The organism is Rathayibacter agropyri (assembly GCF_013249015.1).
GTDB classification, from domain to species: Bacteria; Actinomycetota; Actinomycetes; order Actinomycetales; family Microbacteriaceae; genus Rathayibacter; species Rathayibacter agropyri.
The window spans coordinates 1-22995 of record NZ_JABRPL010000002.1 but is presented as its reverse complement, the minus strand read 5'-3'; the positions used below and the strand labels follow the sequence as shown (position 1 = coordinate 22995).

The following is a 22995-nucleotide window of genomic DNA, read 5'->3' as shown; positions in this document are numbered from 1 at the left end:
CCTCCCGACCTGCCCTGGCCGAGCCGGGAAAGGAACCGTCGGCGTCAGACGAAGAGGTTCGCGCGCTCGAGGTCCTCGGCGAAGTCCACCTCGACGGCGTAGAGGTCGGAGATGTCCATCGGCTCGACGAGCAGTCTGTCCTGCTCGATCGCCCACTCTATTCCACGCTCGAAGTAGTCCTGCGCGTCCACGCGGGCGAGCTGACGCACCAGCGCGGCCTTGTCGGAGGCAGACACATAGTTGATACCGACGGCCTCGCCGAATCCGCCGCGCACCGTCTTGGAGAGCTCATCGATAAAGCCCTCGGCGCTTGTCGTGTACTTGACCTCCTCGTCCGACACCTTCGCGGTATTGACGGTGACAAAGGAGACGTCCTTGGCGATCAGCCCGGCGGCCCGGTCGAGAATGCGCGGGTCGAAGACGACGTCGCCGTTCATCCAGAGCACCCCGCCCTGCCCGCTCGCCTGCAGTGCGCGGAGCAGGCTCTTGGAGGTGTTGGTCTGGTCGTACTGCTCGTTATAGACGAACGACGCCGAAGGGAAGGCCTCAATGATGTGCTCAAGCTTGTAGCCGACCACGATGCTGACCGGCACACTCTTGCCGAACGCGTAATGGATGTTGTCGAACTGCTGCTGCATGATCGTGCGGCCGTCGCTGAGCGGCGTGAGCGGCTTCGGGAGGGAACGACCGAGGCGGCTGCCCATGCCGGCGGCGAGGATGACGACGGAGGCGGGGTTGCGGCTCGTTGTCGGACCTGTGCGCGTCATCGTGTCTTCTCCTCGAATTCAGCTGCCAGGCACCGGAGGGACGGTTTCCGGCAATGAGACAGAGTGTACTATTCTGCACCCCCGTTTCGGGGTGGTTGACCTTTCGCCGTGTCGTTCGCCGCCCGGCGCGCGCCGGGCACTCGGAAGCGAGTTGGTACCGTAGCCGGATGACGTCCGCGACGAACGCCGAGCCCACCGAGCGCGCAGCCGAGGACACCGCAAGCCCCGAGAGCGGCTCTCCCGTCGTCTTAGAACTGACCCAGTTGACTCGGACTTTCGGGCGGACAGTGGCGGTCGACCGCATTGATCTGGCCGTTCGCGCCGGCACCTTCTCCGGGATCATCGGCCCCAACGGGGCGGGCAAGACAACGACCCTCTCGATGATGACGGGTCTCCTCCGCCCCGACACCGGCCGCGTCCTCGTGTACGGCATCGACGTCTGGAAAGACCCGACGGCTGCGAAGCCACTGATCGGTGTGCTGCCCGACCGCCTCCGACTCTTCGACCGGCTGACCGGCGCCCAGTTCCTCGCCTACTCGGCCGCTTTACGCGGTATCGACCTGCCGACGGCCAAGCAGCGCACGATCGAGCTCGCCGACGCGCTCGGCCTCACCGACGCACTGGAGCGGCTGATCTCGGACTACTCCGCAGGCATGGCCAAGAAAGTGGCGCTCGCCGGGGCGATGATCCACGCGCCGCGAGTCCTGGTGCTCGACGAGCCGTTCGAGTCCGTCGATCCCGTCTCCTCCGCCGCCGTGATCACCGTGCTCCGCCGCTTCGTCGCGGGAGGCGGCACGGTCGTGCTCTCGAGTCACGGCCTCGACTTCATCGAGCGCGTCTGCGATGACGTCGCCGTGATCGTCGGTGGGAGGGTTCTCGCCTCCGGATCGGTCGCCGAGGTCGCCGGCACCGCCACCCTCGAGGAGCGTTTCCTCGAGCTCGCGGGCGGTAAGCAGATCGCCGAGGGGCTGCAGTGGTTGCACGACTTCTCCGGCTGAGGATCGACGTCCTGCTCGGCGCCTTCCGCTCCGGGCCCGCGCGCTCGGCCGGCGCGGTACTCGGCGTGCTCGTGGTCATCGCGGTCACGGCCGGACTTCTCGCCGCGCTCGGGGCGCTGCGCTGCGCTCCTGAAGCGGCCGCAGGCGCCGTGGCGACCGGCGGCGGTCTGATCGGCCTCGGCTTCCTCGTGCTCCCGTTCCTCCTCGGCCCGCTCGATCCGATGGACCCGCGGGCCTTCCGGCTGTTCGGTTTGCCGACGATCCGTCTCGCCGGCGCGCTCGCACTCGCGGGCCTCATCTCGCTACCCGTCCTCGCGCTGCTGGTCGTGGGGGTGGCGAGCGTTCCGCTGTTCCCCGGAGCTGGAGCGTTCGCGCTGCTTGGCCCGCTGCTCGGCGTGGTGACGGCGGCCCTGTTCGCGCGCATCGGCCTCGCCGCCTCCGCCGCTCTCGTCCCTTCGCGCACGGCTCGCGAACTGCTCGCGGTCCTCGGGCTGGTCCTCCTGCTGGCCTGTCCGGCCGCTCTGGTGACGGCCGCGCTGCTCGACGCCGGCGAGTCTCCGGTGCTCGAGCGCTGGGGAGTGGCGTTCGAAGCGACTCCCTTCGGCGCTGCCTGGGCCATCGCACCCGCCGCCGTGACGGGCGATGCGGCCCGACCGCTGGTCATCGCGCTACTCACGGTGGCGGCGGCCGCCGCGCTGTGGTGGCTTGTCGTGCGGATCCTCACTGAGCGTCCCGAACGCACGTCCCGTCCGCCCCGTGGTCTGCGCCTGGGGTGGTTCGATGTGCTCGGCTCGACCCGCACAGGTGCGATCGCCGCTCGCAGCATCACCTACTGGTTGCGCGACCCGCGTTACCAGGCCTCGCTGGTGGCGGTCCCACTGCTCCCGGTCGCAGCGCTGCTGTTGCTCGGGGTGGTCGGCGTGCCGTTCCCGCTGCTTTCTCTGCTGCCGGTGCCGCTGATCGCGCTGTTTCTCGGCTGGTTCCTGCACAATGACGTGGCCTATGACGGCTCCGCCTTCTGGCTGCACATCTCGGCGGGCGTGCCCGGCTGGTCCGACCGCCTCGGCCGCGCGTTCCCGACCCTGCTGCTCGGGCTCCCGGTCGTGCTTGTCGGCTCGCTCGTGAGCAGTGCGACCTTCGGCCGCCCCGAGGCCTTCCCCGTGATCCTGGCGGTGAACGCCTGCCTGCTGCTCGTTCCCGCGGGAGTAGCCAGTGCGGTCTCGGCGGCTCTCGCCTATCCGGCGCCTCGGCCGGGCGACAGCGCCTTCGTCCAGCCGCAGGCGCCGGGCGCGAGTGGAGCCGCGTCGCAGTCGCTCGCGTTCGGCCTGGGCTTGCTTCTCTCGGCGCCCGCCGTGGTGCTCGCCGTGCGCGCGCTCTTCGTCGATCCGGAGTCGGCCGGCGGTGCCGTGCTCGTGGGCCTTGGCAGTGCCGTGGTCGTCTTCGCCCTCGGCGTACTCATCGGCGGCTGGGTGTTCGAGCGCCGGGCCACCGAGCTCGTTGCCTTCACCAGCCGCTACTAGCGGATGGCCGACCCACCGGAGCAGATCAGTCGCGGGGGAGCAGCGCCTCCAGCTCCGCCACGACGAGATCGGGGCGGGTGAGGAACGGATGGTGCCCGGTCGGCACGTCGACCGAGCGTGTCGCCCGTGCAGCGTGCGAGCGCTGCAGTGCGACGGTGGTGCTGCGATCTGCCGTGCAGACGAGGTAGGTCGAGTCGACGCCCTGCCAGCCCGCGGCCGTCGTCGGGGTCGAGAAGGCGGCCGCCGACTGGCTGGTCACGCGGTCCCACGCGCCCGCGCGGTCCTCGTCGTCGGCGTCCTGGAGGAACCGCTCGGCGAACGACGTGACGTCGTAGCCGGAAACCCGGAGGGATCCGTCGGGAAGGAGTCCGATCCGCACCGGATCCGGTTCGCCGCTCATGATCGCACCCTGCGAGAGGCCGACCTCGGGCAGGTAGGACGAGATGAGCATCAGGCCCGCGACGGCGGGATGGGTGCCGGCCTCGGCGATCACGGTGCCGCCGTAGGAGTGACCGACGAGGACCGCACCGTCGCTCTCGTCGAGCGCGTTCCGCAGAGCCGCGGCGTCGGCGACGAGGCCCGACGGTTCCTCCGGATCGCCGTCGCTCTCGCCGCAGGAGGGGAGGGCGAGCGACCGGCTGCGAACCCCCGTCCGCTGCTCGAGCAGCGTGGCAGCGCGACGCCACCACCAGGCGCCGTCGCGCACCAGCGCGCCATGCACGAAGAGCAGTTCCACTGGAGTCTCCTTCTCGGGGCTGTCGACTGACCGGAGCTGTCGGCTTGACGCTCGTCTCCGCGCGTAGGATCGTCGGCATGATTCTGCGTGCCGAGAACAGCAGTACCGATCCTCTCGAGGGCGGCGGGGGAACCGCCACCCTCGATCGCGAACTCGAAGAACTCCTCAACCAGGAGTCCATTGAGCCCGGCGACCACGAGCGTTTCTCCCACTACGTGCCGAAGGACAAGATCCTCGAGAGTGCGATCACCGGAAAGCCGGTCCGCGCGCTCTGCGGAAAGAAGTGGCTCCCGGGCCGCGACCCGGAGAAGTTCCCGGTCTGCCCGGCCTGCAAGGAGATTTACGCGAAGATGAAGTAACCGCTCGGCGCCTCACTCGTAGCGGGTTGGGATAACCGGCTCGCCCCGACCCAGGCGCAGGGCATCCTGGGGCAGTTCGAGCACCGCGTTCGCGTGGTGCGCTCGTGCCGTAGCGACGCCGTCGACGCCGAGGTGCTCGGAACGGATCTCGCCGTCCTCGATCAGCGGGACGAGGAGGGCTCGCTCGCCCTCACCGACCCTGCCCTCCGGGCCCGCACCCACGTGGACGACCTCGGCCTCGGCGACGCCGTCGTCCGAGAGGAGGCGGCCTGCGGCTTTGCGCCCGCCGATCGACGCCTTCGAGACCGACTTTTTCGCTACCGCGACCCATTCGCCCGCGTCGTCCTCGTGGGCGACGAGCTTGTACACCATTCCGGCTGTCGGGTGCCCCGAGCCGGTCGCGACCGAGGTCCCCACACCGTAGGAGTCGACCGGAGAGGCGGCGAGGGCGGCGATGCCGTGCTCGTCGAGATCGTTGGTGACGGTGATCCGGGTGCCCGTCGCGCCGAGGGCGTCGAGTTGCGCGCGCACCTGCGCGACCTGCTGCGGAAGATCGCCGGAGTCGATCCGCACAGCTCCGAGACCGGTGCCTGCTACCCGGACGGCGAGGTCGACGGCTGCGGTCACATCGTAGGTGTCGACCAGCAGCGTGGTGCCGGGGCCGAGCGCGGCGACCTGGGCGCGGAACGCCTCCTCCTCGCTGTCGTGCAGCAGGGTGAACGCATGCGCGGAGGTGCCCATGGTTGGCACCCCGAAGCTGCGGCCGGCCTCCAGGTTGGAGGTCGCACCGAAGCCGGCGATGTACGCGGCGCGGGCCGCGGCGACCGCCGAGCGCTCTCCTGCCCGGCGCGAGCCCATCTCGGCCAGCGGCCTGCCGTCGGCCGCCGAGACCATCCGCGCCGCTGCGCTCGCGATGGCACTGTCGTGGTTGAGGACGCTGAGCACCAGGGTCTCGAGCAGGACGCCATCGGCGAACGGCGCCTCGATGATCAGCACGGGGGAGCCTGGGAGATAGACCTCCCCCTCCCGGTACCCCCAAATATCGCCCCGGAATCGGTAATTGGCCAGCCAGTCGAGCGTGCGGGAATCGACCACGCGGTTCTCCCGCAGCCACGACAGCTCCTCATCGCCGAAGCGGAAGCGCGAGATCAGTTCGAGCAGCCGTCCGGTCCCGGCGAGGACGCCGTAACGGCGTCCCGGCGGGAGACTCCTGGCGAACACGTCGAACATGCAGCGACGGTCGGCGGTGCCGCTGCCGAGGGCGCCCTCGACCATCGTGAGCTCGTAGCGGTCGGTGAGGAAGGCCGTCGAATCCATCCGGACAGTGTTCCATGGCCGCCGTTGGCTGGGGGTTCCATGGCCGCCGTCGGCTGGGGGTTCCAGGGCACGTGTCCGGCTGGGGGTTCCCGGCGTCACCCTGAGGCCGGGCGCTCGGGCGCGGGTAGGCTGTCCCTCCGTGACGGACTCACCCCTGGGCATCTTCGACTCCGGAGTCGGCGGGCTCACCGTCGCCCGCTCCGTGATCGACCAGCTGCAGAACGAGTCGATCGTCTACCTCGGCGACACCGCCCACTCGCCCTACGGACCCAAGCCGCTCGCCGATGTCCGCGCCTACGCCCTCGACACGCTCGACACCCTGGTGGATCAGGGCGCAAAGCTGCTGGTCATCGCCTGCAACACGGCCTCCGCGGCGATGATGCGGGACGCCCGCGAGCGCTACACCCTCGGCCGTGGCATCCCCGTGATCGAGGTCATCCAGCCCGCCGTGCGCAGCGCCGTCCGCGACACCCGCAACCGCCGCGTCGGCGTGATCGGTACCGTCGGCACGATCCGCTCCCGCGCCTATGATGACGCCTTCGTCGCCGCGCCCGACCTGCAACTCTTCACTGCCGCCTGCCCGCGCTTCGTCGAGTTCGTCGAAGCGGGCGTGACCTGGAGCGACGAGCTGCTCGCCGTGGCGGAGGAGTACTTTGCCCCGCTCAAGGCGGCGGGCGTCGATACCCTCGTCCTCGGCTGCACGCACTATCCACTGCTGCGCGGGGCGATCGCCTATGTGATGGGCCCGGACGTCCGCCTCGTCTCGAGTGCCGAGGAGACCGCCCTCGACGTGTACCGGACGCTGGTGGCTCACGGCCTGCAACGCACCTCCGCCGAACCGCCCACCTACCGTTGGGAGGAGACGGGCTCGAGCGACTTCGTCCGCCTCGCCCGCCGCTTCCTCGGCCCCGAGGTCTCGAGCGTCGATCTCGTCGAGACCGGCACCATCAACCTGCGCGAGCTCGACCGGGCCGCGCTCCCGCACAATCGAGGGAGACCCGAGTGACCGACAGCACTACACCGCAGGCGACGCGCAAGGATGGCCGCGCACCCGACGAGTTGCGCACCGTGACGATCGAGCGCGGCTGGAGCACCCAGGCCGAGGGCTCGGCGCTTGTCTCGTTCGGCAACACGAAGGTGCTCTGCACTGCCTCCTTCACCGCCGGAGTGCCGCGCTGGTTGCAGGGCAAGGGCAAGGGCTGGGTTACCGCGGAGTACGCGATGCTGCCCCGCTCCACTAACTCCCGGATGGATCGCGAGTCGGTCAAGGGCAAAGTGGGCGGGCGCACCCACGAGATCTCGCGCCTCATCGGCCGGAGCCTGCGCGCCGTCGTCGACACCAAGGCGCTCGGCGAGAACACCCTCGTCATCGACTGCGACGTCCTCCAGGCCGACGGCGGCACCCGCACCGCCGCGATCACCGGAGCCTACGTGGCGATGGTCGATGCGATCGAGTGGGCCCGCGGCAAGAAATACGTGGGGCAGAAGGCTCAGCCGCTGATCGACAGCCTCTCGGCCGTGTCCGTCGGCATCATCGACGGCGTCCCGATGCTCGACCTGGCCTACGTCGAGGACGTCCGTGCCGAGACCGACATGAACGTCGTTGTCACCGGCCGGGGCCTCTTCGTCGAGGTGCAGGGCACCGCCGAGGGCGCTCCGTTCGATCGCCGCGAACTCGACGCGCTGCTGGATCTCGCTCTCGCCGGTGGCGCCGACCTCGCCCGCATCCAGGCCGAGGCGCTCGGCGCGGAGCCGAACGCGTGAGCCTCGACCTCGTCCTCGCCACCCACAACGCGAGCAAGGTGGAGGAGTTCCGCGCGATGCTGGCCGGCACCCTGCCCGGAGTAGGCGTGCGCGCCTACAACGGGCCCGAGCCGATCGAGGATGGCGTCACCTTCGCAGAAAACGCGCTGATCAAGGCGCGCGCCGCGGCCGCTCACACGGGCCTCGTCGCCCTGGCAGACGACTCCGGTCTCTGCGTCGATGTGCTCGGCGGCGCCCCCGGCATCTTCTCGGCGCGCTGGTCAGGCCGCGCGCACGACGCGACGGCGAACCTCGAGCTACTGCTCGCGCAGCTGCACGACGTGAAGGCGGAGTATCGCGGAGCGCACTTTTGCTGCACCATCGCGCTGGTCGTGCCCGACGCCGTGCTGCCTGGCGGCCAGGAGACGGTGGTCGAGGGCCGCTGGGACGGCGCCCTCGCGACCGCCCCGCGTGGCACGAACGGCCACGGCTACGACCCGATCTTCATCCCCGAAACGGGCGCCTGGACGGCGGCGGAACTCCTCCCCGACCAGAAGAACGCCCGCAGCCACCGCGCCCGCGCCTTCACCGCCCTGCGCACCGAACTCACCACCCTCGCCGCCCACCTCTAACGCCCGCGGGAGCAGGTTAGGAGTGCGGGTGTTTGCCGTCGAGGGTGTCGGCGTCGAGGACGTAGGCAGCTGATTCCGTGGAGTCGGTCTCGGGGTCGGCGGCGAGCTTCGCCCGGTGGCGCTGCTGGAAGAAGTGGAAGACCGTCGGGATCACGGCGAGGCCCACGGCGCTGAGCAGGATGACGTCGATGTAGTGCGAGACGAACTGCGCGACCGGCGGGATGAAAGCCAGCAACCAGCCGATCAGCGTCACGCCGCTGCCCCAGATCAGCGCGCCGATCAGGTTGTAGAGGCTGTATCTGCGGTAGTTCATGTGCGCGACGCCGGCCGCGATCGGCGCGAAGGTGCGGACGATGGGCACGAAGCGAGCGAGGACCACGGCCAATCCGCCGAAGCGCTCGAAGAACACGTTGGTGCGCTTGACGTTCTCGATGCTGAAGAAGCCTGACTCCTTGCGCTCGAAAATGCGCGGGCCGGCCTTGTGCCCGATGAGGTAGCCGACCTCGCCGCCGATGAAGGCCGAGAGGCCGATGGCCAGGCAGATGAGCCAGATCGGCACGCCCAGACCGCCGTTGGAAGCGCTCTCGTGAGCCAGCAGGCCCGTGATGATGAGGAGGGTGTCGCCCGGGAACAGGAAGCCGATCAGCAGTCCCGTCTCGGCGAAGACGATGAGGCACACCACGAGAACGCCCCACGGGCCGAATGAGGTGAGGATCGTCTCTGGGTCGAGCCAGGCGACGAGGGCGGTCTGTGTCAACGGGTCTCCAGTCGATCGGTGTCGAGCGGCCGGTCGACGGGCAGCGCGAGCGCGCTCAGCGTACTCGGCGATACCGTGCGGAAGGAGGGACTCGAACCCTCACGCCTCTCGGCACAGGAACCTAAATCCTGCGTGTCTGCCATTTCACCACTCCCGCGTGCGCGCTCCAGTGTAGAAGGCCGTCTGCCCGTGTCAGCCGCGGGAAGCGCCAGGCGGCAGATAGCGCGCTATCCAGCGGGAGAGGGCCCCGGCTCCCGCGAGTCCGAGCACGCCCATTGCGACCGCGGCGAAGGGGAGCGACACGGCGGCGGTGAGCGCCGAGACGACGATCGGCGCGGCGGCGTTGCCCGCGTCACCGGTGAAGCGGAACGCGCCGAGGAACGGGGCGGGGTCGGCCTGCGGCGCGAGGTCGGCCCCGATCGTCATCAGAATGCCCGAGCCGATCCCGTTCGCCGCCGCGAGCACGCACGCCACAGCGACGAACCAGGGCACGGGATCGGCGGCGAAGACGGAGGCGGCGAGCGCGAGGTGGCCGAGTCCGAGCCCGATCATCGAAGGGATCGCGGTGGCTCCCCGTCCGAAGCGATCCATCAGCTGGCCGCCAGCGTAGAAAAGCGCGAAGTCGAGGGCTCCGGCGACACCGATAATGATCGCCGTGTCCGTCTCGGCCAGCCCGATGCTGACCGCCCAGAGGGGGAGGATCAGCGTGCGGCTCGCGCGCAGGGCGCCGATCATGGCTGCACCAGAGCCCATCCTGGCGAGCACTCCGCGGTGCTCTCGCAACGTGGCGAGGAGTGACTGGGCCGACTCCGGGACCGGATCGAGCGCCACGGCATCCGGCACCGCCGCCTGCGCCCGCCGCAGAACCGTCGCCGGATCGGGCACCAGCAGCAGCACGACGACCGCCGCGATGCAGCAGAGGATGTGCACCCAGAACACCGACTCGATGGAACCGGTGAGGTGCACCACTCCCGCAGCGAGGAACGGCCCGATGAGCCAGCCTGCACGGAATGCTCCTGCCAGAGCGCTCAGTGCCCGCGCCCGATGGCTGACGGGCACGAATGAGGTCATGAACGCGTGTCGAGCCAGCGCGAAGACCGCGGTCGCGAGACCGATCACGAACACGCCGAGCGTCAATCCGACCCACGAGGTCGAGAGCACACACACCACCAGGCCCAGGATCGACGCCCCAGAGGCGCTGAGCATCGCACCGCGTTCGCCAATCCGCGAGACGATCCAGCCGCTCGGGATGTCACCTGCCAGCTCGCCGATCATGATCATCCCGGCCACCAGCCCCGCGAGCGCGAGCGTGGCTCCGAGATCGCCAGCGGCGGCGGGGAGGAGCGGGATGATCGCGCCCTCGCCGATCGAGAACAGAAGGGTCGGGAGGAAGGTCGACAGCAGCAGCGGCCCGACGGGAAAGGGGCGCGGTGCGGAGTCAGTCACTGTCCCCAGGGTACCGGGGACGGCGAGCGGCCCCCGGTAGTCTGGGGGCACCATGCTGGACAACGACTTCACCGAGCAGATCACTGCTCTCCGCTCCACTTTTGCCGATATCCGCTCCGTCATCGACGTGGAGGGGCTCCGCGCAACGATTGCCGATCTGAGCGAGCAGGCGGGCGTCCCCGACCTGTGGGACGACACGGCACGAGCGCAGAAGGTCACCAGCGCCCTCAGCCACCGGCAGTCCGAGCTGGCCCGCATCACGGCGATCGACCGCCGCCTGGATGACCTCGAGGTCCTGGTCGAGATGGCCAACGAAGCCGACGATGCCGAGTCCGAGCAGGAGGCGATCGCCGAGCTCACAGCGCTGCAGAAGGTGATGGGTGAGCTCGAGGTGCAGACCCTCCTCGACGGCGAGTACGACGACCGCCCCGCCGTGGTCACGATCCGAGCCGGAGCGGGCGGCGTCGACGCCTCCGACTTCGCCGAGATGCTGATGCGCATGTACCTGCGCTGGGCTGAGAAGCACAAGTACGCGGCGACCGTGATGGACGCCAGCTATGCGGAGGAGGCGGGCATCAAGTCGGCCACCTTCCAGATCGACGCCCCCTACGCCTTCGGCACGCTCTCGGTCGAGGCCGGCACCCATCGGCTCGTGCGCATGAGCCCCTTCGGCGCCGCGGGCAAGCGCCAGACGTCCTTCGCGGCGGTCGAGGTCATCCCGCTCATGGAGGAGACCGAGGCGATCGAGATCCCCGACAATGACATCCGGGTCGACGTCTTCCGCTCCTCCGGCCCGGGTGGCCAATCGGTGAACACCACCGACTCCGCCGTGCGCATCACCCACCTGCCCACCGGCACGGTGGTCTCGATGCAGAACGAGAAGAGCCAGATTCAGAACCGAGCCGCCGCGATGCGAGTGCTCCAGTCCCGCCTGCTGCTGCTCCAGAAGGAGCAGGAGGCGGCCACCAAAAAGGAGTTGGCCGGCACGATCACCGCGAGCTGGGGTGACCAGATGCGCAGCTACGTGCTTGCCCCTTACCAGATGGTGAAGGATCTGCGCACCGACCACGAGGTGGGCAACCCTTCGCACGTGTTCGACGGCGATCTCGACGGGTTTATCGCCGCCGGCATCCGCTGGCGCAAGTCGGCGTAGCGCGCCACGGGGGAGTCGCGACCGACGCGCCGCAGGCCTGCTCGGTGGACTCTTCGGAATCGTCGCTTACCCTCGTACCGACATGATTCGCTTCGACAACGTCTCCAAGCAGTATCGCGGCGGCACGAGACCCGCCCTGAACGCCATCGATCTCGAGATCCTCCGGGGCGAGTTCGTCTTCCTCGTCGGCGCCTCCGGCTCCGGTAAATCGAGTTGCCTCCGCCTGATCCTCAAGGAAGAGCGCCCCTCCTCCGGGTCGATCCACGTGCTCGGCCAGAACCTCGGCAAGATTTCGAGCCGAAAGGTTCCCTATTTCCGCCGCAACATGGGCGTCGTGTTCCAAGACTTCCGGCTGCTGCCGAACAAGTCCGTCTTTGACAACGTCGCGTTCAGCCTGCAGGTGATCGGCAAGTCGAAGGGCTATATCCAGGAGGCTGTCCCGGACACGCTCAAGATGGTCGGCCTCGCGGGCAAGGCATCACGTCTTCCGCACGAGCTCTCAGGTGGGGAGCAGCAGCGCGTGGCAATCGCCCGCGCGGTTGTCAACAAGCCCGCCGTCCTGCTGGCGGACGAGCCGACAGGCAACCTCGACCCGACGACCAGCGCCGGAATTATGGCGTTGCTCGAGCGGATCAACGCCGGCGGCACGACCGTCATCATGGCCACCCATGAGGCCGGCATTGTCGACCAGATGAAGCGCAGGGTCATCGAGCTGTCAGCGGGCAGCATTATCCGCGACGAGAGCCAGGGCGGCTATGGCCAGACCGAGAGCATCACCGTCGTGCACGATGGCGTCGTGGTGGTGGCCGCCGACGATCACGCGGTCGCCGGGTATGCCACGCCCGCGTTGATCGACAGCGAGCTCGCACCCGCCGAGGTGCCCGAGGTAGATCTGCGCCAGGAGGAACCTGCCGCCGTGCCAGAGCCCGCGCGCCTCAGCCAGACCGGCGCGCAGCCGCGCGTCCCCGAGGGACGCCGCTCCGCCGCCGCCCCTGACGCCCCGCGTACGCCCGAGCCTGCTCCCGCCACCGAGGCCCCCGCGGCCCCGCGCGTGGAGATCCAGAGCCAGACCGGTCCGATCTTCCTCCCCGCTGATACAGGCGCCCTGCCCGAGGAGTCGCTCGCGGCCCGGCTGGGCCTGCGCGCCCCCGCGGCTGAGAGCGAAGACAACGGCGACGACGAGCAGAACGTAGGACCCGTCAAGTGAGATTCGCATTGATCTGGTCGGAGGTCGCAGGCGGCCTCCGACGCAACGTCTCCATGGTCATCTCGGTGATCCTGGTGACCTTCATCTCCCTCACCTTCGTCGGCACGGCGATCCTGCTGCAGATGCAGATCGGCCAGATGAAGAACTTCTGGTACGACAAGGCGCAGGTGGCGGTGTACCTGTGCACCGCGACGTCCGGCGGCTCGAACTGCAGCGGCTCCGACGCTACGCAGGAGCAGATCGATGCGGTGAAGGCGCAGCTCTCAGGCCAGACGCTCGCGCCGTACATCGATCGCTCCTACTTCGAGGACCACGACCAGGCCTACGCGAACTTCCAGGCGCAGTTCGCGGGCAACCCGGTTGCCGAGTACGTCACTCCGGACCTGCTCAACCAGACCTTTTGGATCAACCTGAAGGATCCGACGCAGTCCGACGTGATTGTCGAGAGCCTCTCCAGCGTCTCAGGAGTCGAGAGCGTCACCGACCAGCGGCGCTATCTCGACCAGATCTTCTCCACGCTCAACGCCGCAAGCTACACCGCCATCGGCATCGCGGTGCTCATGCTCGTCGCGGCCGTCCTGCTCATCGCCACCACGATCCGCCTGTCGGCGTTCTCGCGGAGACGGGAGCTGGGCATCATGCGGCTCGTGGGAGCCTCGAACCGGTTTATCCAGACCCCGTTCATCCTCGAGGGGGTCTTCGCCGCGCTGATCGGCTCGATCCTCTCGGGAGCCGCCATCGTCGCGATCGTGCAGTTCTTCGTGCACGGCTTCTTGGCTGACCGGATCCAGTCCGTGTCCTTTGTCGGCCTCGACGATGCGATCCTGGTTGTGCCGATCCTGATCGTGGTGGGCATCGTCCTCTCGGCTGTGTCGGCGAATGTGGCGATCGCCCGGTACCTGCGGGTCTGATCCGCGGTCATCCGTATACTGATGGGCTGTCCCGTTCGGGGCAGCCCATCAGTGCATCGTCCTGGTGAGACACCCATCCGCTCGCGACCCGAGGAGCAGCCGTGCCCAGAGAACAGGGACAGAAGGTCGTCGCGACCAATCGCAAGGCGCGCCACGACTACCTCATCGAGGACACCTATGAGGCGGGGCTCGTGCTCACCGGCACCGAGGTGAAGTCGTTGCGGGCCGGTCGGGCCTCGCTGGTCGACGGCTACGCCTTTGTGGATGCAGGAGAGGCGTGGCTCGACGCGGTCCACATCAACGAGTGGGCGCACGGGACCTGGACGAATCACCCGCCCCGCCGGAAGCGGAAGCTGCTGCTGCACAAGGCGCAGATCCTTAAGATCCACAACAAGGTGAAGGAGGGCGGGTACACACTGATTCCGTTGTCGCTCTACTTCAGCGACGGCAAGGCCAAGGTTGAGCTTGCGGTGGCGAAGGGCAAGAAGGACTACGACAAGCGCCAGGTGCTCCGTGAGCGCCAGGATCGTCGAGAGGCCGACCGCGCGATGGCGACCCGCCGCCGTCTCGGGGAGTAGACGCCCCGGGGCACTCGCCCGTCCAGGAGTGTCCATCGGGTGCAGCGCAACCCTCTATTCCACGGCTGTTGGACAGTGCAACACTGGCGAGTGTGACCACTCCGAAGAACAGCGCACCCGCCGCCCTGAGTGCCGTCGAGGAGAAGGCCCGCTGGCGAGCTTTCGCCGTGAGTGTCGCGGTTGCCGCGATCACGATCCTCGACCTCTCGAAGGTCAATGTCGGTCTCCCCTCCATCGAGGCCTCGCTCTCGGCCGACGCGAGCCAACTCCAGTTGATCGTCGCCGGGTACGCGCTGGCCTTCGGCCTTGCGCTCGTCCCTTCGGGGCGTTTGGGCGACATCCGCTCTCGACGCCTGCTCTTCCTGATCGGGCTCTCGGCGTTCACCGTGACGAGCCTGCTCTGCGCCGTCGCTCCCTCGATCGAGATGCTCGTCGTTGCGCGCTTTCTCCAGGGAGTCGCCGCGGGGATCCAGATGCCGCAGGTTCTTGGCCTAGTGCAACAGATGTTTACGGGCGCCGAGCGCGCGCGGGCCTTCGGGGTTTTCGGCGCAACCATCGGAGTCTCGACCGCGTTCGGTCCGACCCTCGGTGGGCTCCTGATCGCGATCGGCGGCGCAGAGGACGGCTGGAGGCTGCTGTTCTGGATGAACATTCCGCTCGGCATCGCCGCGTTCGTCTTCGCCTGGAAGCTCATCCCGCGCCGGCGGAACCAGCCGAGCGGCGACGCTTCGCTCGACCCAGTTGGCCTCCTGCTGCTCGCTGTCGCGATCTTCGCTCTGATGCTGCCGTTCTTGCTCACGACGGGCTCGTCCCGCGACTCGCCCTACCGCTGGTTCTGGCTCCTGCTCGCCGCCGCGGCAGCCGTCGGCTTCGTGCGCTGGGAGGCGCAGTACGCCGCTACGGGCCGCACTCCGGTCATCGATTTCCGGATCTTCCGCACGAGCTCCTACCGCAACGGGATCCTCGTCGCGACATCGTATTTCGCGGCGATCCCTGCAACCTTCCTCCTGACGACGCTGTTTCTGCAGCAGGGGCTTGGACTCGAGCCGGTTTTCGCGGGTATGGTCAGCATCCCGTTCGCCCTGACGTCGGCGGTCACCGCCTGGTACGGCGGCAAGCTGGTGCAGCGCTACGGTCGGGGGCTTGTCGTGCTGGGGATCGTGCTGGTGGTCGTCGGTTTTACGCTGGTGCTGCTCGCAGCGGAGCTGCTCCCCGCCGAGACGGCGGCGTACGGCATGGGTGCGGCGATGCTGGTCGCGGGCGCCGGCGGCGGATTCGTCGTCTCGCCGAATCAGACGCTCACTCTCGCCGAGATCTCGCCCGAGCAGGGCGGAGTCGCGGGCTCGGTCGGGCAGCTCGGGCAGCGGGTAGGGACCGCGGTCGGTACGGCTTGTGCCTCCGCCGTCTTCTTCGCCACCCTGGCGAGCGAGAAGGGGATGACAGGGGGACTGGACCGGTACCACGACGCGTTCCGCAACGGCTATCTCGTCACTCTGGGGCTGATCGCACTCGCTCTAGTGCTCGGTCTGGTCGACTTGCGGCGCCGCCGGACGAGTGCCCGGAGCTGAGGTAGACTGGTCGGCGTAACTCCACAGTGTGCGACGACGACCCACTCCTGCGGCCTCCGGGCCAATGAGTGCTCGCGGGGATGATCGGTTTCGACATTGCCTGCGAAACTGCGAGAAGCGGGTCGAGGATCCAAGGTTATCTCGTTAACGATCCTTGGAAAACACAGGTGCCGAACAGAAGCGCACCGACTTCGCTCTCGCTGCCTAAGCCAGAGTAGATAGTCCGTCAGCCCGTGGGTGTGTCCTCGCCCCGGATCCTGGCGTCATTGAGAGGACTTGCTGCGTCGTTACGCCTGAGGGCGACGCGGGACTTGAACTCGGGCTGGGCCCGTCGACCGATGCGCCGATGGTAACGGTCGGGGCCGAGCAGAACGCTCTCATCGGCTACACCCGTAGAAGGCGCAGAATCACAGCGATGGACGGGGGTTCGATTCCCCCCATCTCCACCACCGGTCGTCGTCGCGCACGTCGAGCTGTCGCACCCTTCCGTAGAGGGTCAGCAGCGCGAGGCGCTCGTCGTCGTCTCGAGCGTGCCCGGGCAGGGCCGTTGGTGGAGCCCAGTCGCGGTAGAGCAGCCCCGGTGTCAGGAAGGCCGTCGCCGCTCCCGCCGGGTACTGCGCGTGCGGTGCTGGAAGAAGCTCGGCGAACGCGTCGGGCAGCAGCGTTGCCAGCGACCGCAGCAGCCGCTCCAGGCGCCGGGCGCGCTCCTCGTCGAGGGTGAGCGTGACGGCATTCATCGCGGCCAGGGCGGCCGTGAGATGTTCGACGGCGTCGGAGTCGTCGCAGGCCTCGGTGACGAGGAGGGAAATGATTCCACGCGGCCTCAGCCACTCCAGGGTCGAGGCCTCGGTGTCGCCGTGCACGGAGACGACGCGGTCGGCGGCGCGCGTGTAGTCGCGCAGGAACTGAGACCAGAGGCCCCCGGGGCCGTCCTCGGCGACTGCGTCAGCGGCGGCGAGGAGAGCGGCCTGACGGCGGAGACGGGTTTCGACGGTGTCGGCAGGGCCCCAGTGCGGTTCGGCCGTCCTGGCCCGCTCCAGGGGATCCTGATCGCGCTGGTTTTGCATGTCGACTCCCGAGCCGCCGGCCTCCGCGCTCCCTTGCGCCTGCCGGTCGTCCTCACACAGTGCTCGCGGTCGTCTCAGCTGTCAATCCGTTCAGGGAGGGATTGACCTCACCGAAGCCTCAGCGGTTGGCGCCGACCAGACTGCCCGTTGTCGCGCCAGCAGCGGGGTCGCTGACCGCGCAGACGATCGTGCGGTCGCCGTGTTGCCAGCTCACCTCAGACGGAACGAGAGCCCGGTACTCCAGGGCCGAGTCGCCGTAGGCGGTCCCCATCACCGCGCCGAACTCCGGCTCACAGCCGGCTTCGGCCTGAGCGAGGAGGGTGTTGCGGCTCGTGTAGTCGTCGCCCGACTGCACGAATGAATGGAAGACCTCGAGCCCGTGTTCCTGCTCGCACGGCACGACCTCCACGTCATCGATCCCGTCGTCGCCTGGGTCCAGTAGGCAGTCGCCGCGGTGCAGAGCGAAGACGTCGGTCACTCCGGCGGTGACGACGGTGCCGCCGTCGTCGCGCACCGCCTCGGGCCCGTCTGGGCCGATGACCGAGGCGCAGCCCGAGAGGAGCACCAGCAGTCCGGCACCGGCCAGCGCGGCGGCTCTGCTCCTCATCGCCGCGCCACTATCCCGAGGATCTCGTCGTGCAGCGCTCCATTGGTCGCGATCGCGCTGCCGTGCCAGGGGCCGTCTTCGCCGTCGGCAGAGGTGAAGCGTCCGCCCGCCTCCTGAACGATGGGCACCAGCGCCGCGAGGTCGTAGGGCTTCACATCGAATTCGCCCGCGCCGTCGAGCAACCCCTCGGCGACGAGCATGTATGGCCAGGCGTCGCCGTAGGCGCGGTCGCGCCAAACGGTGCGCGCGAGTTCGAGCAGTTGCGGGAGGCGTCCGGCGCCGTCCCACTGCTGAATGCTGTTGTAGCTGAAGGTCGCCTCGGCGAGGGTGTCGATGCCCGAGACCCGGAGACGGCGCGGCAGGCCCGCGGGTGCGGCTCCCGTGGCGGTGGATCGTGTGTCGACCGCCCAGGCGCCGGAGCCCGCCGCAGCCCACCAGCGCGTGCCGAGCGCGGGAGCGGACACCACTCCGACCACGGGGACGCTGTTGACCGCGAGCGCAATCAGCGTCGCCCAGATCGGCACGCCGCGCAGGAAGTGCGCCGTTCCGTCGATCGGGTCGAGGATCCACTGGCGTGTGGCAGCGCCCGACGTGCCGAACTCCTCGCCGCGGATGGAATCGTCCGGGCGCTCGGCGGCGAGCAGCGAGCGGATCGCCTCTTCGACGGCGCGATCGGCGTCGGTCACGGGAGTGCTGTCGGGCTTGGTATCGATCATCAGGTCCAGCGCACCGAACCGCTCACGCGAGATCGCATCGGCGGCGTCCGCGAGGCGGAGGGCGAGGCGGAGGTCGTCGTCGAGGCTCGGGCGCTCGCTGCTCAGGGTCACAGGTTCACGATACCGGCGGCCTCCACCCGGGGTCCGGCGGCACCGGCTCCGATTTGACGGGCAGGGGGGAGCCGCTGGTAGTGTGACTCCTCGGTTCGGCACGCACCTTCAGCCGTATGCCACGCACCTCTAGCTCAATCGGCAGAGCAACTGACTCTTAATCAGTGGGTTCTCGGTTCAAGTCCGAGGGGGTGCACGGAAAGCCCCGGTCAGACGGCATATACAGCCCGAAGGTCGGGGCTATTTTGGTACCTTGGTCAGAAAGTAGTCAGTAGCACTTTCAGTCAGTGCTCTCGTCCTGGCCGACTCCATCGCCCCGACAACCTCGTCCAGCCTGTCCGGGAAGAGGTGGCCGTACACGTTCAGCGTCATCTTCACGTCGCTGTGGCCCAGCATCCGCGCGACGACGAGCACGTCGGCCCCGGCTGCAATCGCATGAGACGCCGCGGTGTGACGGAGGCTGTGGGGGGGTGAAGCCGAAGGCGTCGAGTCCGGCCACTCTGATCGCCTTGGACCACACTCGATTCCGCCAGTTCGCCACGCTGAGGGCTCCTCCACTCGCGGACGTGAGGACGGGCTCCTCCGCCTTCCTGCCCTTGGTCAGTAGCTTCAACTCACTGACGAGACTCACGGTGAGCGGAACCTCCCTGATGCTCCCGTGCTTCGCCTTCCCGATCACCGGGGTTCCTTGCAGATCGATCGTGACGGTGGACGAGATGCGCGCTCGCTTCTTCTCAAGGTTCAGATGACCGACACGGAGGGCAGCAGCCTCCCCGATGCGCGCGCCGGTCGTGCCCATGAACGTCACCATGATGCGGTCGCTCACGTTACCGGCGACGCCCTCGGCGGCTTCCTCCAGTGCGGAGAGTTGGGCGTACGCCAGCGCCTTCACGAGGCCGTCGTCCTCGCGATCTGCCCTCGGGAGTTCGATCCCTTCGGACGGGTCGATGCGGAGCCAGCCCGACCTCTTCGCGTAAGCCAGAGACGCCCTCAGCGGCACCCAGACGGCCTTGATCGTGGCTGGAGCTAGAGGTGCGGGGATCATCCCTTCCGCGACCGGAGCGGAGCCTGTAGCGAGGTCGGACACCCAGCGGTCGAGGTCGGGCCTCGTCACCTTCGAGAGCTTCGTACTACCCCATCGCGGCAAGACGTAGTTGTCGATGCTGTCGGTGTACCGCTTGATGCTGGCTGGTGTCGGTGTCTTCCGTGAGGCCAGCCACAACTCGACCACTTCTGCCACCGTACGCGCGTCGGCGCTGGGAGCCAGGAAGCCCTCTCCGAGCTTCCGAGTGACTTCAGCAGCGTAGTACTCGGCATCTACCTTCTTCGTGAAGGCCTTGGTGACCGAGCGCAGGGTGCCGTCGCCCGCATCCTCCTGCCACTCTACGCGCCACCGACGACCCTACGGCAACTACGAAGCTCCGATACCAGTCGGAAGCCGACTTAAAATTACTCCTAGAGGCGTGGCGGTGGCGTTGCCCGCAGGAGGCCTCAAGCTCTACGGCCCCAAGGCTCGCGTCCTGTTGACGCCCACGGAGGAGGCCGCGCTGCTCTCTCAAATACCCAAAGACCCGCGCGGTCACTAGTACCGGCGCTGTCGTCCTTCCCGGAGATTCCACAAGCCCGCTCCGGGGAGGTCGGGGGCGCCGGACCCTGGGTGGCGACCAGCACGCCAGGCCTCGTGCTGGTCGTCATCATGCCTGTTCTCTAAAACCATGGTTTGGTGAGAAGTTTCTGACGGAGCCGCCGACGACGTCGGACAACCCCGACAGGGCTCTCAGAACTCGATTCCGAAACCTCGCGTCGGGTGGGGGGTCAAGGCTGGTTCTGAGAGACGGGTTTTGATAATCTAAGGCCATGGGATCAGTCATCGGTTACGCCCGAGTTAGCACGTCGGACCAGAATGCACAGATGCAGGTGGACGCGCTCGAAGCAGCGGGAGCTACACGCATCTACGTCGATCACGGCGTGAGCGGCATGAAGGCCAGCCGCCCTGAGCTTGACCTCGCACTGGACCGGTTGAAGAAGGGTGACGTACTTCTGGTATGGCGGCTGGACCGTCTCGGGCGTGGCACCGTGAACACCTTGACCCTGATTGACTCACTGATCGCAAAGGGGGTTGGGTTCCGCTCGATCACTGAGGGACTGGACTCGACCACGCCGACAGGGAAGGCCATGCTCGGAATGGTCAGCATCTTTGCTGAGTTGGAGCGAGAGACGATCCGTGAGCGGACCTCGGCAGGACTGGCGGCGGCGAAGGCGCAGGGTCGCACCGGTGGCCGTCCTCGTGCTTTGGACAACAAGAAGGTCAAGCTTGCTCAGCACATGTACGACTCCGGAGAGCACACCAAGGCTGAGATTGCATCCATTCTCGGCGTCGGCGTAGCTACGGTGTACCGGTACCTCGGAGCCGCGCAGAAGTAGTCGTCCGCCCGGGCGTGTCGCTCCGAAAGTGCCCTTCCGCGCGATGGACCCCTTGTGTTTGCTGGGATGCAAGGCCCTCTGAGGCTGTCTCGCGCGCAGGGGTGTTCTCCGTATTACTACAGCGAGGGTGCTCTAGGAGGGCTGAGGAGGTCAGAGACGACAGCCTCGATCCTCGCTTGTGGCTTGGAGATAAGGGAGCCGTCCTCCTCCATCCGCGCTACCCATCCACCATCCGGCCTCCGGTTCAGGTAGGCGACCCTGCCCGCAATGGGATATCCCCCGTCCGGCCCGATGCGGTCGAGGTCGGGTGCTGTCCGGCAGATCGACCACTGAACACTTGAAACCTTTTCTATGAACACGACAGTGCCGTCATCGAGCATCAGTAACCACTCCGGCAGGGAGTCGAGGTCGTCGGCGGCGTCTACCCATCCCGCGTCGAAGTCTGCCCTGACCTTCATGCTCTACCCACGAGAGCGCGGACTGCCTCATCAAACGTCCTGACCTCGACGCCGATGCCAGAGCCGAGAGGACCGGTACCGACGCTGTAGGACTTGATCGCGTAGAAGGTCCCCTTGGCGCTTGCGTCGATCAACCCCAAGGAACGCATGGGACCGTCGCCCTGCACCGTCACGTCGTAGTGACGGCCGGGCGTGATCCGGCGTCCCTCGTAGGTTCGATCCTGGTAGGCCGTGACGTAGACGATCCCGCCGTCCACGTCGAGTTCGACTGTTCCACGCTGGTCAACTCGCTAGGTGTCATAGCCAACTTCTCCCCTTACGTCGTCGCGGGTGGATTCGTCAATTGCAGCGAAGCAAGTCGTTCTGGAAGTGGCCACTCATCGACGGGCGCGTAATTATTCTCCGGGGTCAGGATGGCCACTCCACTAGCTTTGCCCATACCGAATCCCCAATTCAACAGCTCGACCCCTGCCACTGAGGGTGCAAAAACAAAAGTCGTCCCCTGGAAGCGACTCGGGTCCTGTGTAGCACGCCATACTCGCGACACGTCGTCGCCCCAACCGATATCCCGTACTAGGTTCTCCCGTTCGAGAGTCACCATTGCTGACAGGAGCGATGCATGATCTAACGTGCGAGCCGGGTGCACACACGCTGCGAGGTCGGCTGCCGTGAAAGCGAAGTGATTCAAAATAAAGTCGTTATATTCGAGAGCGTGTCGAATTGCGATTGTCCGAGCCGACGCGTACAGCAGGTAATGAATTTGAAGGTCGAGTGACGAAAGTCGTGCCGCAAGAGCGGTCCAGCTCACGCTCGTGTCGTCGCCGTTGCCATCGGAGGCGCTAGCAAGAATTCCCGACATGTATTCAGATACAGTATCGCTCTCAGCTAGGAGAGACTCTTCGAATAGTTTCGTTCCAGCCCGGAGGGACGGCGCCCCCTTCGGATTACGCTTCTGCGCCTTCTTGGCTACCCTGGCTGCGTACTTCAACTCATATTCTTCTAGGCTGTGGCGCCCCTTCGCGCGCGCGACCAAGTTAAATCGCTCGTACACCAAGGCAGACAGACCTTTCGACACTTCCCCAGTCGCCGTGTTGAGTGCGGACGCCCCGGCGCCCAGCGCTGCGCCCCCAAGGTCCACGCCGTCATCCTCTTTCTCGCTCACAACTTGACTCTATCGAACGGTGCAGGCGCACGCTAGATCAGTTCTAGAAAGCGCTGTCGCAGATACTTGAAAGGAGTTTCCTCACCGTCTTTCCGGGCGTTCACCAGCACCTTCAAGTCCTCATCATCCAGAGCAATAACGAAGCCCCGCCCATCGAGCGCAGCGTCTCGAAAGTGCTGGACAACCTCCGCTTTATCCTGGCCGTATCCTCGATAAAGGAGCATCCCAAGGTTGCCGCGCCTGGTCGCAAATCGACTCGTTATTTGGTCATACTCGGGGTTGGCGACGGCCTTTGTGTAGTTTTTGCACTCGACGACCACGTTGGCGCTCACAACTCCTGGCGTCCGGTTCACCCAGGAGAAGAATCCCTCAGAAGCTAAGTTTGCGAAGAAGATGTCGATGCGCTTGCGACCCTCATGAATCTCCTCCTCCCTCCGAGCATGGTCGAGCGCGGGATAGAAGAGCGCTGTGAGCAAATCCTGCACCGCTCGGTGGTACATGTTTGCTCCGGGGGGTCCAGGGGATACATCTAACACCTTTCGCAAAAGATCATCCCAGTCCGGCAAGGGCGTACCTGCCACAGCCGCTAGCGCATCATGGCTAAGCGGCTCAGACTTCTCACCAGCCGCCTCCCTATACCTTCGAAGGACCTCGGCCTTTTCTTCCGTAATGGATAGATTCAGAGCGTTATTCATAAGGTCTGATTCGGGTGTGTCGCTCAGAGGCATCGGCTTCCCGTTTGAGAGAATAGAAGTTCC

Annotated in this window: 25 protein-coding genes, 2 tRNA genes, 1 other RNA gene and 1 pseudogene; 14 read left to right on the top strand and 15 right to left on the bottom strand. The window is 67.1% G+C overall.

All coding sequences use genetic code 11. From position 1 onward, the window contains the following. Positions 1-44: 44 nt before the first annotated feature. Complete coding sequence (locus tag HRF29_RS05715; RefSeq protein WP_173246115.1) at positions 45-767, bottom strand: phosphocholine cytidylyltransferase family protein; 723 nt, start codon at positions 765-767, stop codon at positions 45-47. 167 nt (positions 768-934) lie between these two features. Here HRF29_RS05715 and HRF29_RS05710 point away from each other — a divergent pair, with 167 nt between their 5' ends. Both HRF29_RS05710 and HRF29_RS05705 read left to right on the top strand, forming a co-directional pair. Continuing rightward, the gene (locus HRF29_RS05710) at positions 935-1765 is read left to right on the top strand and encodes an ABC transporter ATP-binding protein (protein ID WP_246226780.1); all 831 of its coding nucleotides are present in this window, start codon (positions 935-937) and stop codon (positions 1763-1765) included. Then, positions 1741-3285, top strand: a complete 1545-nt coding sequence (locus HRF29_RS05705; RefSeq protein ID WP_173246108.1) for an ABC transporter permease — start codon at positions 1741-1743, stop codon at positions 3283-3285. Before HRF29_RS05710 ends, HRF29_RS05705 begins: the two co-directional genes overlap by 25 nt. 25 nt (positions 3286-3310) lie before the next feature. Here the strand turns inward: HRF29_RS05705 and HRF29_RS05700 are convergent, their stop codons facing one another. Next, entirely contained in the window at positions 3311-4021 is a 711-nt protein-coding gene (locus HRF29_RS05700) for an alpha/beta fold hydrolase (protein ID WP_173246105.1), read from the bottom strand. Positions 4022-4098: 77 nt separating this feature from the next. Here HRF29_RS05700 and HRF29_RS05695 point away from each other — a divergent pair, with 77 nt between their 5' ends. Next, the gene (locus HRF29_RS05695; protein ID WP_173246102.1) at positions 4099-4380 is read left to right on the top strand and encodes a DUF3039 domain-containing protein; all 282 of its coding nucleotides are present in this window, start codon (positions 4099-4101) and stop codon (positions 4378-4380) included. A gap of 12 nt (positions 4381-4392) precedes the next feature. On the opposite strand, the gene HRF29_RS05690 is transcribed toward HRF29_RS05695, so the two are convergent. Beyond that, positions 4393-5697 carry a nicotinate phosphoribosyltransferase gene (locus tag HRF29_RS05690; RefSeq protein ID WP_173246098.1) on the bottom strand — a complete coding sequence of 435 codons (1305 nt, stop codon included), beginning with the start codon at positions 5695-5697 and terminating at the stop codon, positions 4393-4395. Between the two features lie 139 nt (positions 5698-5836). Between HRF29_RS05690 and murI the strand changes: the two genes are divergently transcribed. The 3 genes from murI to rdgB are packed head-to-tail and all read left to right on the top strand — an operon-like array spanning position 5837 to position 8072. Beyond that, positions 5837-6703 (top strand): glutamate racemase, encoded by an 867-nt coding sequence (gene murI, locus HRF29_RS05685; RefSeq protein ID WP_173246095.1) that lies wholly within the window; start codon positions 5837-5839, stop codon positions 6701-6703. Further along, positions 6700-7461: a ribonuclease PH gene (rph, locus tag HRF29_RS05680; protein ID WP_173246092.1), complete on the top strand. Its 762-nt coding sequence runs from the start codon at positions 6700-6702 to the stop codon at positions 7459-7461. Before murI ends, rph begins: the two co-directional genes overlap by 4 nt. Then, positions 7458-8072, top strand: coding sequence for an RdgB/HAM1 family non-canonical purine NTP pyrophosphatase (gene rdgB / locus HRF29_RS05675; RefSeq protein WP_173246089.1), 615 nt, complete (start codon positions 7458-7460; stop codon positions 8070-8072). Before rph ends, rdgB begins: the two co-directional genes overlap by 4 nt. A gap of 16 nt (positions 8073-8088) precedes the next feature. Here the strand turns inward: rdgB and HRF29_RS05670 are convergent, their stop codons facing one another. The 3 genes from HRF29_RS05670 to HRF29_RS05660 all read right to left on the bottom strand — a co-directional run bounded on the left by HRF29_RS05670 (position 8089) and on the right by HRF29_RS05660 (position 10275). Continuing rightward, on the bottom strand, positions 8089-8829 hold the full coding sequence (locus HRF29_RS05670; protein WP_173246086.1) for a DedA family protein: 741 nt from the start codon (positions 8827-8829) through the stop codon (positions 8089-8091). A 76-nt stretch (positions 8830-8905) separates the two neighbouring features. Further along, positions 8906-8986: transfer RNA gene (locus HRF29_RS05665), tRNA-Leu, on the bottom strand. 35 nt (positions 8987-9021) lie between these two features. After that, positions 9022-10275 (bottom strand): MFS transporter, encoded by a 1254-nt coding sequence (locus tag HRF29_RS05660; protein ID WP_343043664.1) that lies wholly within the window; start codon positions 10273-10275, stop codon positions 9022-9024. Positions 10276-10327: 52 nt separating this feature from the next. Between HRF29_RS05660 and prfB the strand changes: the two genes are divergently transcribed. The 6 genes from prfB (at position 10328) to ssrA (ending at position 16141) form a co-directional block, all read left to right on the top strand. Next, the gene (prfB, locus tag HRF29_RS05655) at positions 10328-11428 is read left to right on the top strand and encodes a peptide chain release factor 2 (RefSeq protein ID WP_173246080.1); all 1101 of its coding nucleotides are present in this window, start codon (positions 10328-10330) and stop codon (positions 11426-11428) included. A gap of 82 nt (positions 11429-11510) precedes the next feature. After that, positions 11511-12635, top strand: a complete 1125-nt coding sequence (gene ftsE, locus HRF29_RS05650) for a cell division ATP-binding protein FtsE (protein ID WP_173246077.1) — start codon at positions 11511-11513, stop codon at positions 12633-12635. Further along, the gene (ftsX, locus tag HRF29_RS05645; protein ID WP_173246074.1) at positions 12632-13546 is read left to right on the top strand and encodes a permease-like cell division protein FtsX; all 915 of its coding nucleotides are present in this window, start codon (positions 12632-12634) and stop codon (positions 13544-13546) included. The genes ftsE and ftsX overlap by 4 nt, the downstream gene beginning before the upstream one ends. Before the next feature lie 101 nt (positions 13547-13647). Next, the gene (gene smpB / locus HRF29_RS05640; protein ID WP_104263848.1) at positions 13648-14124 is read left to right on the top strand and encodes an SsrA-binding protein SmpB; all 477 of its coding nucleotides are present in this window, start codon (positions 13648-13650) and stop codon (positions 14122-14124) included. A 92-nt stretch (positions 14125-14216) separates the two neighbouring features. Continuing rightward, positions 14217-15692 carry an MFS transporter gene (locus tag HRF29_RS05635; RefSeq protein WP_173246071.1) on the top strand — a complete coding sequence of 492 codons (1476 nt, stop codon included), beginning with the start codon at positions 14217-14219 and terminating at the stop codon, positions 15690-15692. Between the two features lie 76 nt (positions 15693-15768). Continuing rightward, positions 15769-16141, top strand: a transfer-messenger RNA (tmRNA) gene (gene ssrA / locus HRF29_RS05630). Here the strand turns inward: ssrA and HRF29_RS05625 are convergent. The 3 genes from HRF29_RS05625 to HRF29_RS05615 all read right to left on the bottom strand — a co-directional run bounded on the left by HRF29_RS05625 (position 16100) and on the right by HRF29_RS05615 (position 18187). Next, positions 16100-16759, bottom strand: coding sequence for a hypothetical protein (locus HRF29_RS05625; RefSeq protein WP_173246069.1), 660 nt, complete (start codon positions 16757-16759; stop codon positions 16100-16102). The two genes, ssrA and HRF29_RS05625, sit on opposite strands and share 42 nt — an antisense overlap. 118 nt (positions 16760-16877) lie before the next feature. Beyond that, complete coding sequence (locus HRF29_RS05620) at positions 16878-17366, bottom strand: septum formation family protein (protein ID WP_173246065.1); 489 nt, start codon at positions 17364-17366, stop codon at positions 16878-16880. Then, positions 17363-18187: an inositol monophosphatase family protein gene (locus HRF29_RS05615; RefSeq protein WP_173247622.1), complete on the bottom strand. Its 825-nt coding sequence runs from the start codon at positions 18185-18187 to the stop codon at positions 17363-17365. Before HRF29_RS05615 ends, HRF29_RS05620 begins: the two co-directional genes overlap by 4 nt. Positions 18188-18316: 129 nt before the next feature. Between HRF29_RS05615 and HRF29_RS05610 the strand changes: the two genes are divergently transcribed. Beyond that, positions 18317-18389: transfer RNA gene (locus HRF29_RS05610), tRNA-Lys, on the top strand. Positions 18390-18433: 44 nt separating this feature from the next. On the opposite strand, the gene HRF29_RS15125 is transcribed toward HRF29_RS05610, so the two are convergent. Both HRF29_RS15125 and HRF29_RS05605 read right to left on the bottom strand, forming a co-directional pair. Next, positions 18434-18607 carry a hypothetical protein gene (locus HRF29_RS15125; protein ID WP_343043663.1) on the bottom strand — a complete coding sequence of 58 codons (174 nt, stop codon included), beginning with the start codon at positions 18605-18607 and terminating at the stop codon, positions 18434-18436. Positions 18608-18740: 133 nt separating this feature from the next. Beyond that, positions 18741-19424: pseudogene (locus tag HRF29_RS05605) on the bottom strand (tyrosine-type recombinase/integrase); the annotation flags it as partial. Between the two features lie 626 nt (positions 19425-20050). On the opposite strand from HRF29_RS05605, the gene HRF29_RS05600 reads away from it, so the two are divergent. Continuing rightward, positions 20051-20617 carry a recombinase family protein gene (locus tag HRF29_RS05600; RefSeq protein ID WP_173246057.1) on the top strand — a complete coding sequence of 189 codons (567 nt, stop codon included), beginning with the start codon at positions 20051-20053 and terminating at the stop codon, positions 20615-20617. A 116-nt stretch (positions 20618-20733) separates the two neighbouring features. On the opposite strand, the gene HRF29_RS05595 is transcribed toward HRF29_RS05600, so the two are convergent. The 4 genes from HRF29_RS05595 to HRF29_RS05580 all read right to left on the bottom strand — a co-directional run. Further along, a complete protein-coding gene (locus HRF29_RS05595; RefSeq protein WP_173246055.1) occupies positions 20734-21075 on the bottom strand; it encodes a hypothetical protein in 342 nt (113 codons plus the stop codon). Then, entirely contained in the window at positions 21072-21332 is a 261-nt protein-coding gene (locus tag HRF29_RS05590) for a hypothetical protein (protein ID WP_173246052.1), read from the bottom strand. The genes HRF29_RS05595 and HRF29_RS05590 overlap by 4 nt, the downstream gene beginning before the upstream one ends. Before the next feature lie 59 nt (positions 21333-21391). Next, complete coding sequence (locus tag HRF29_RS05585) at positions 21392-22237, bottom strand: hypothetical protein (RefSeq protein WP_173246049.1); 846 nt, start codon at positions 22235-22237, stop codon at positions 21392-21394. Positions 22238-22269: 32 nt separating this feature from the next. Next, the coding region (locus tag HRF29_RS05580; RefSeq protein ID WP_222929605.1) for a hypothetical protein at positions 22270-22995 on the bottom strand (726 nt) is incomplete at its 5' end.

What these genes read in the sequence shown, in the direction of transcription:
- HRF29_RS05625 (WP_173246069.1), bottom strand. Translation starts at nt 16,759, where the DNA reads ATGCAAAACCAGCGCGATCAGGATCCCCTGGAGCGGGCCAGGACGGCC.
- HRF29_RS05695 (WP_173246102.1), top strand. Translation starts at nt 4,099, where the DNA reads ATGATTCTGCGTGCCGAGAACAGCAGTACCGATCCTCTCGAGGGCGGC.
- ftsE (WP_173246077.1), top strand. Translation starts at nt 11,511, where the DNA reads ATGATTCGCTTCGACAACGTCTCCAAGCAGTATCGCGGCGGCACGAGA.
- HRF29_RS05595 (WP_173246055.1), bottom strand. Translation starts at nt 21,075, where the DNA reads ATGAAGGTCAGGGCAGACTTCGACGCGGGATGGGTAGACGCCGCCGAC.
- HRF29_RS05620 (WP_173246065.1), bottom strand. Translation starts at nt 17,366, where the DNA reads ATGAGGAGCAGAGCCGCCGCGCTGGCCGGTGCCGGACTGCTGGTGCTC.
- prfB (WP_173246080.1), top strand. Translation starts at nt 10,328, where the DNA reads ATGCTGGACAACGACTTCACCGAGCAGATCACTGCTCTCCGCTCCACT.
- HRF29_RS05600 (WP_173246057.1), top strand. Translation starts at nt 20,051, where the DNA reads ATGGGATCAGTCATCGGTTACGCCCGAGTTAGCACGTCGGACCAGAAT.
- HRF29_RS05710 (WP_246226780.1), top strand. Translation starts at nt 935, where the DNA reads ATGACGTCCGCGACGAACGCCGAGCCCACCGAGCGCGCAGCCGAGGAC.
- HRF29_RS05715 (WP_173246115.1), bottom strand. Translation starts at nt 767, where the DNA reads ATGACGCGCACAGGTCCGACAACGAGCCGCAACCCCGCCTCCGTCGTC.
- HRF29_RS05690 (WP_173246098.1), bottom strand. Translation starts at nt 5,697, where the DNA reads ATGGATTCGACGGCCTTCCTCACCGACCGCTACGAGCTCACGATGGTC.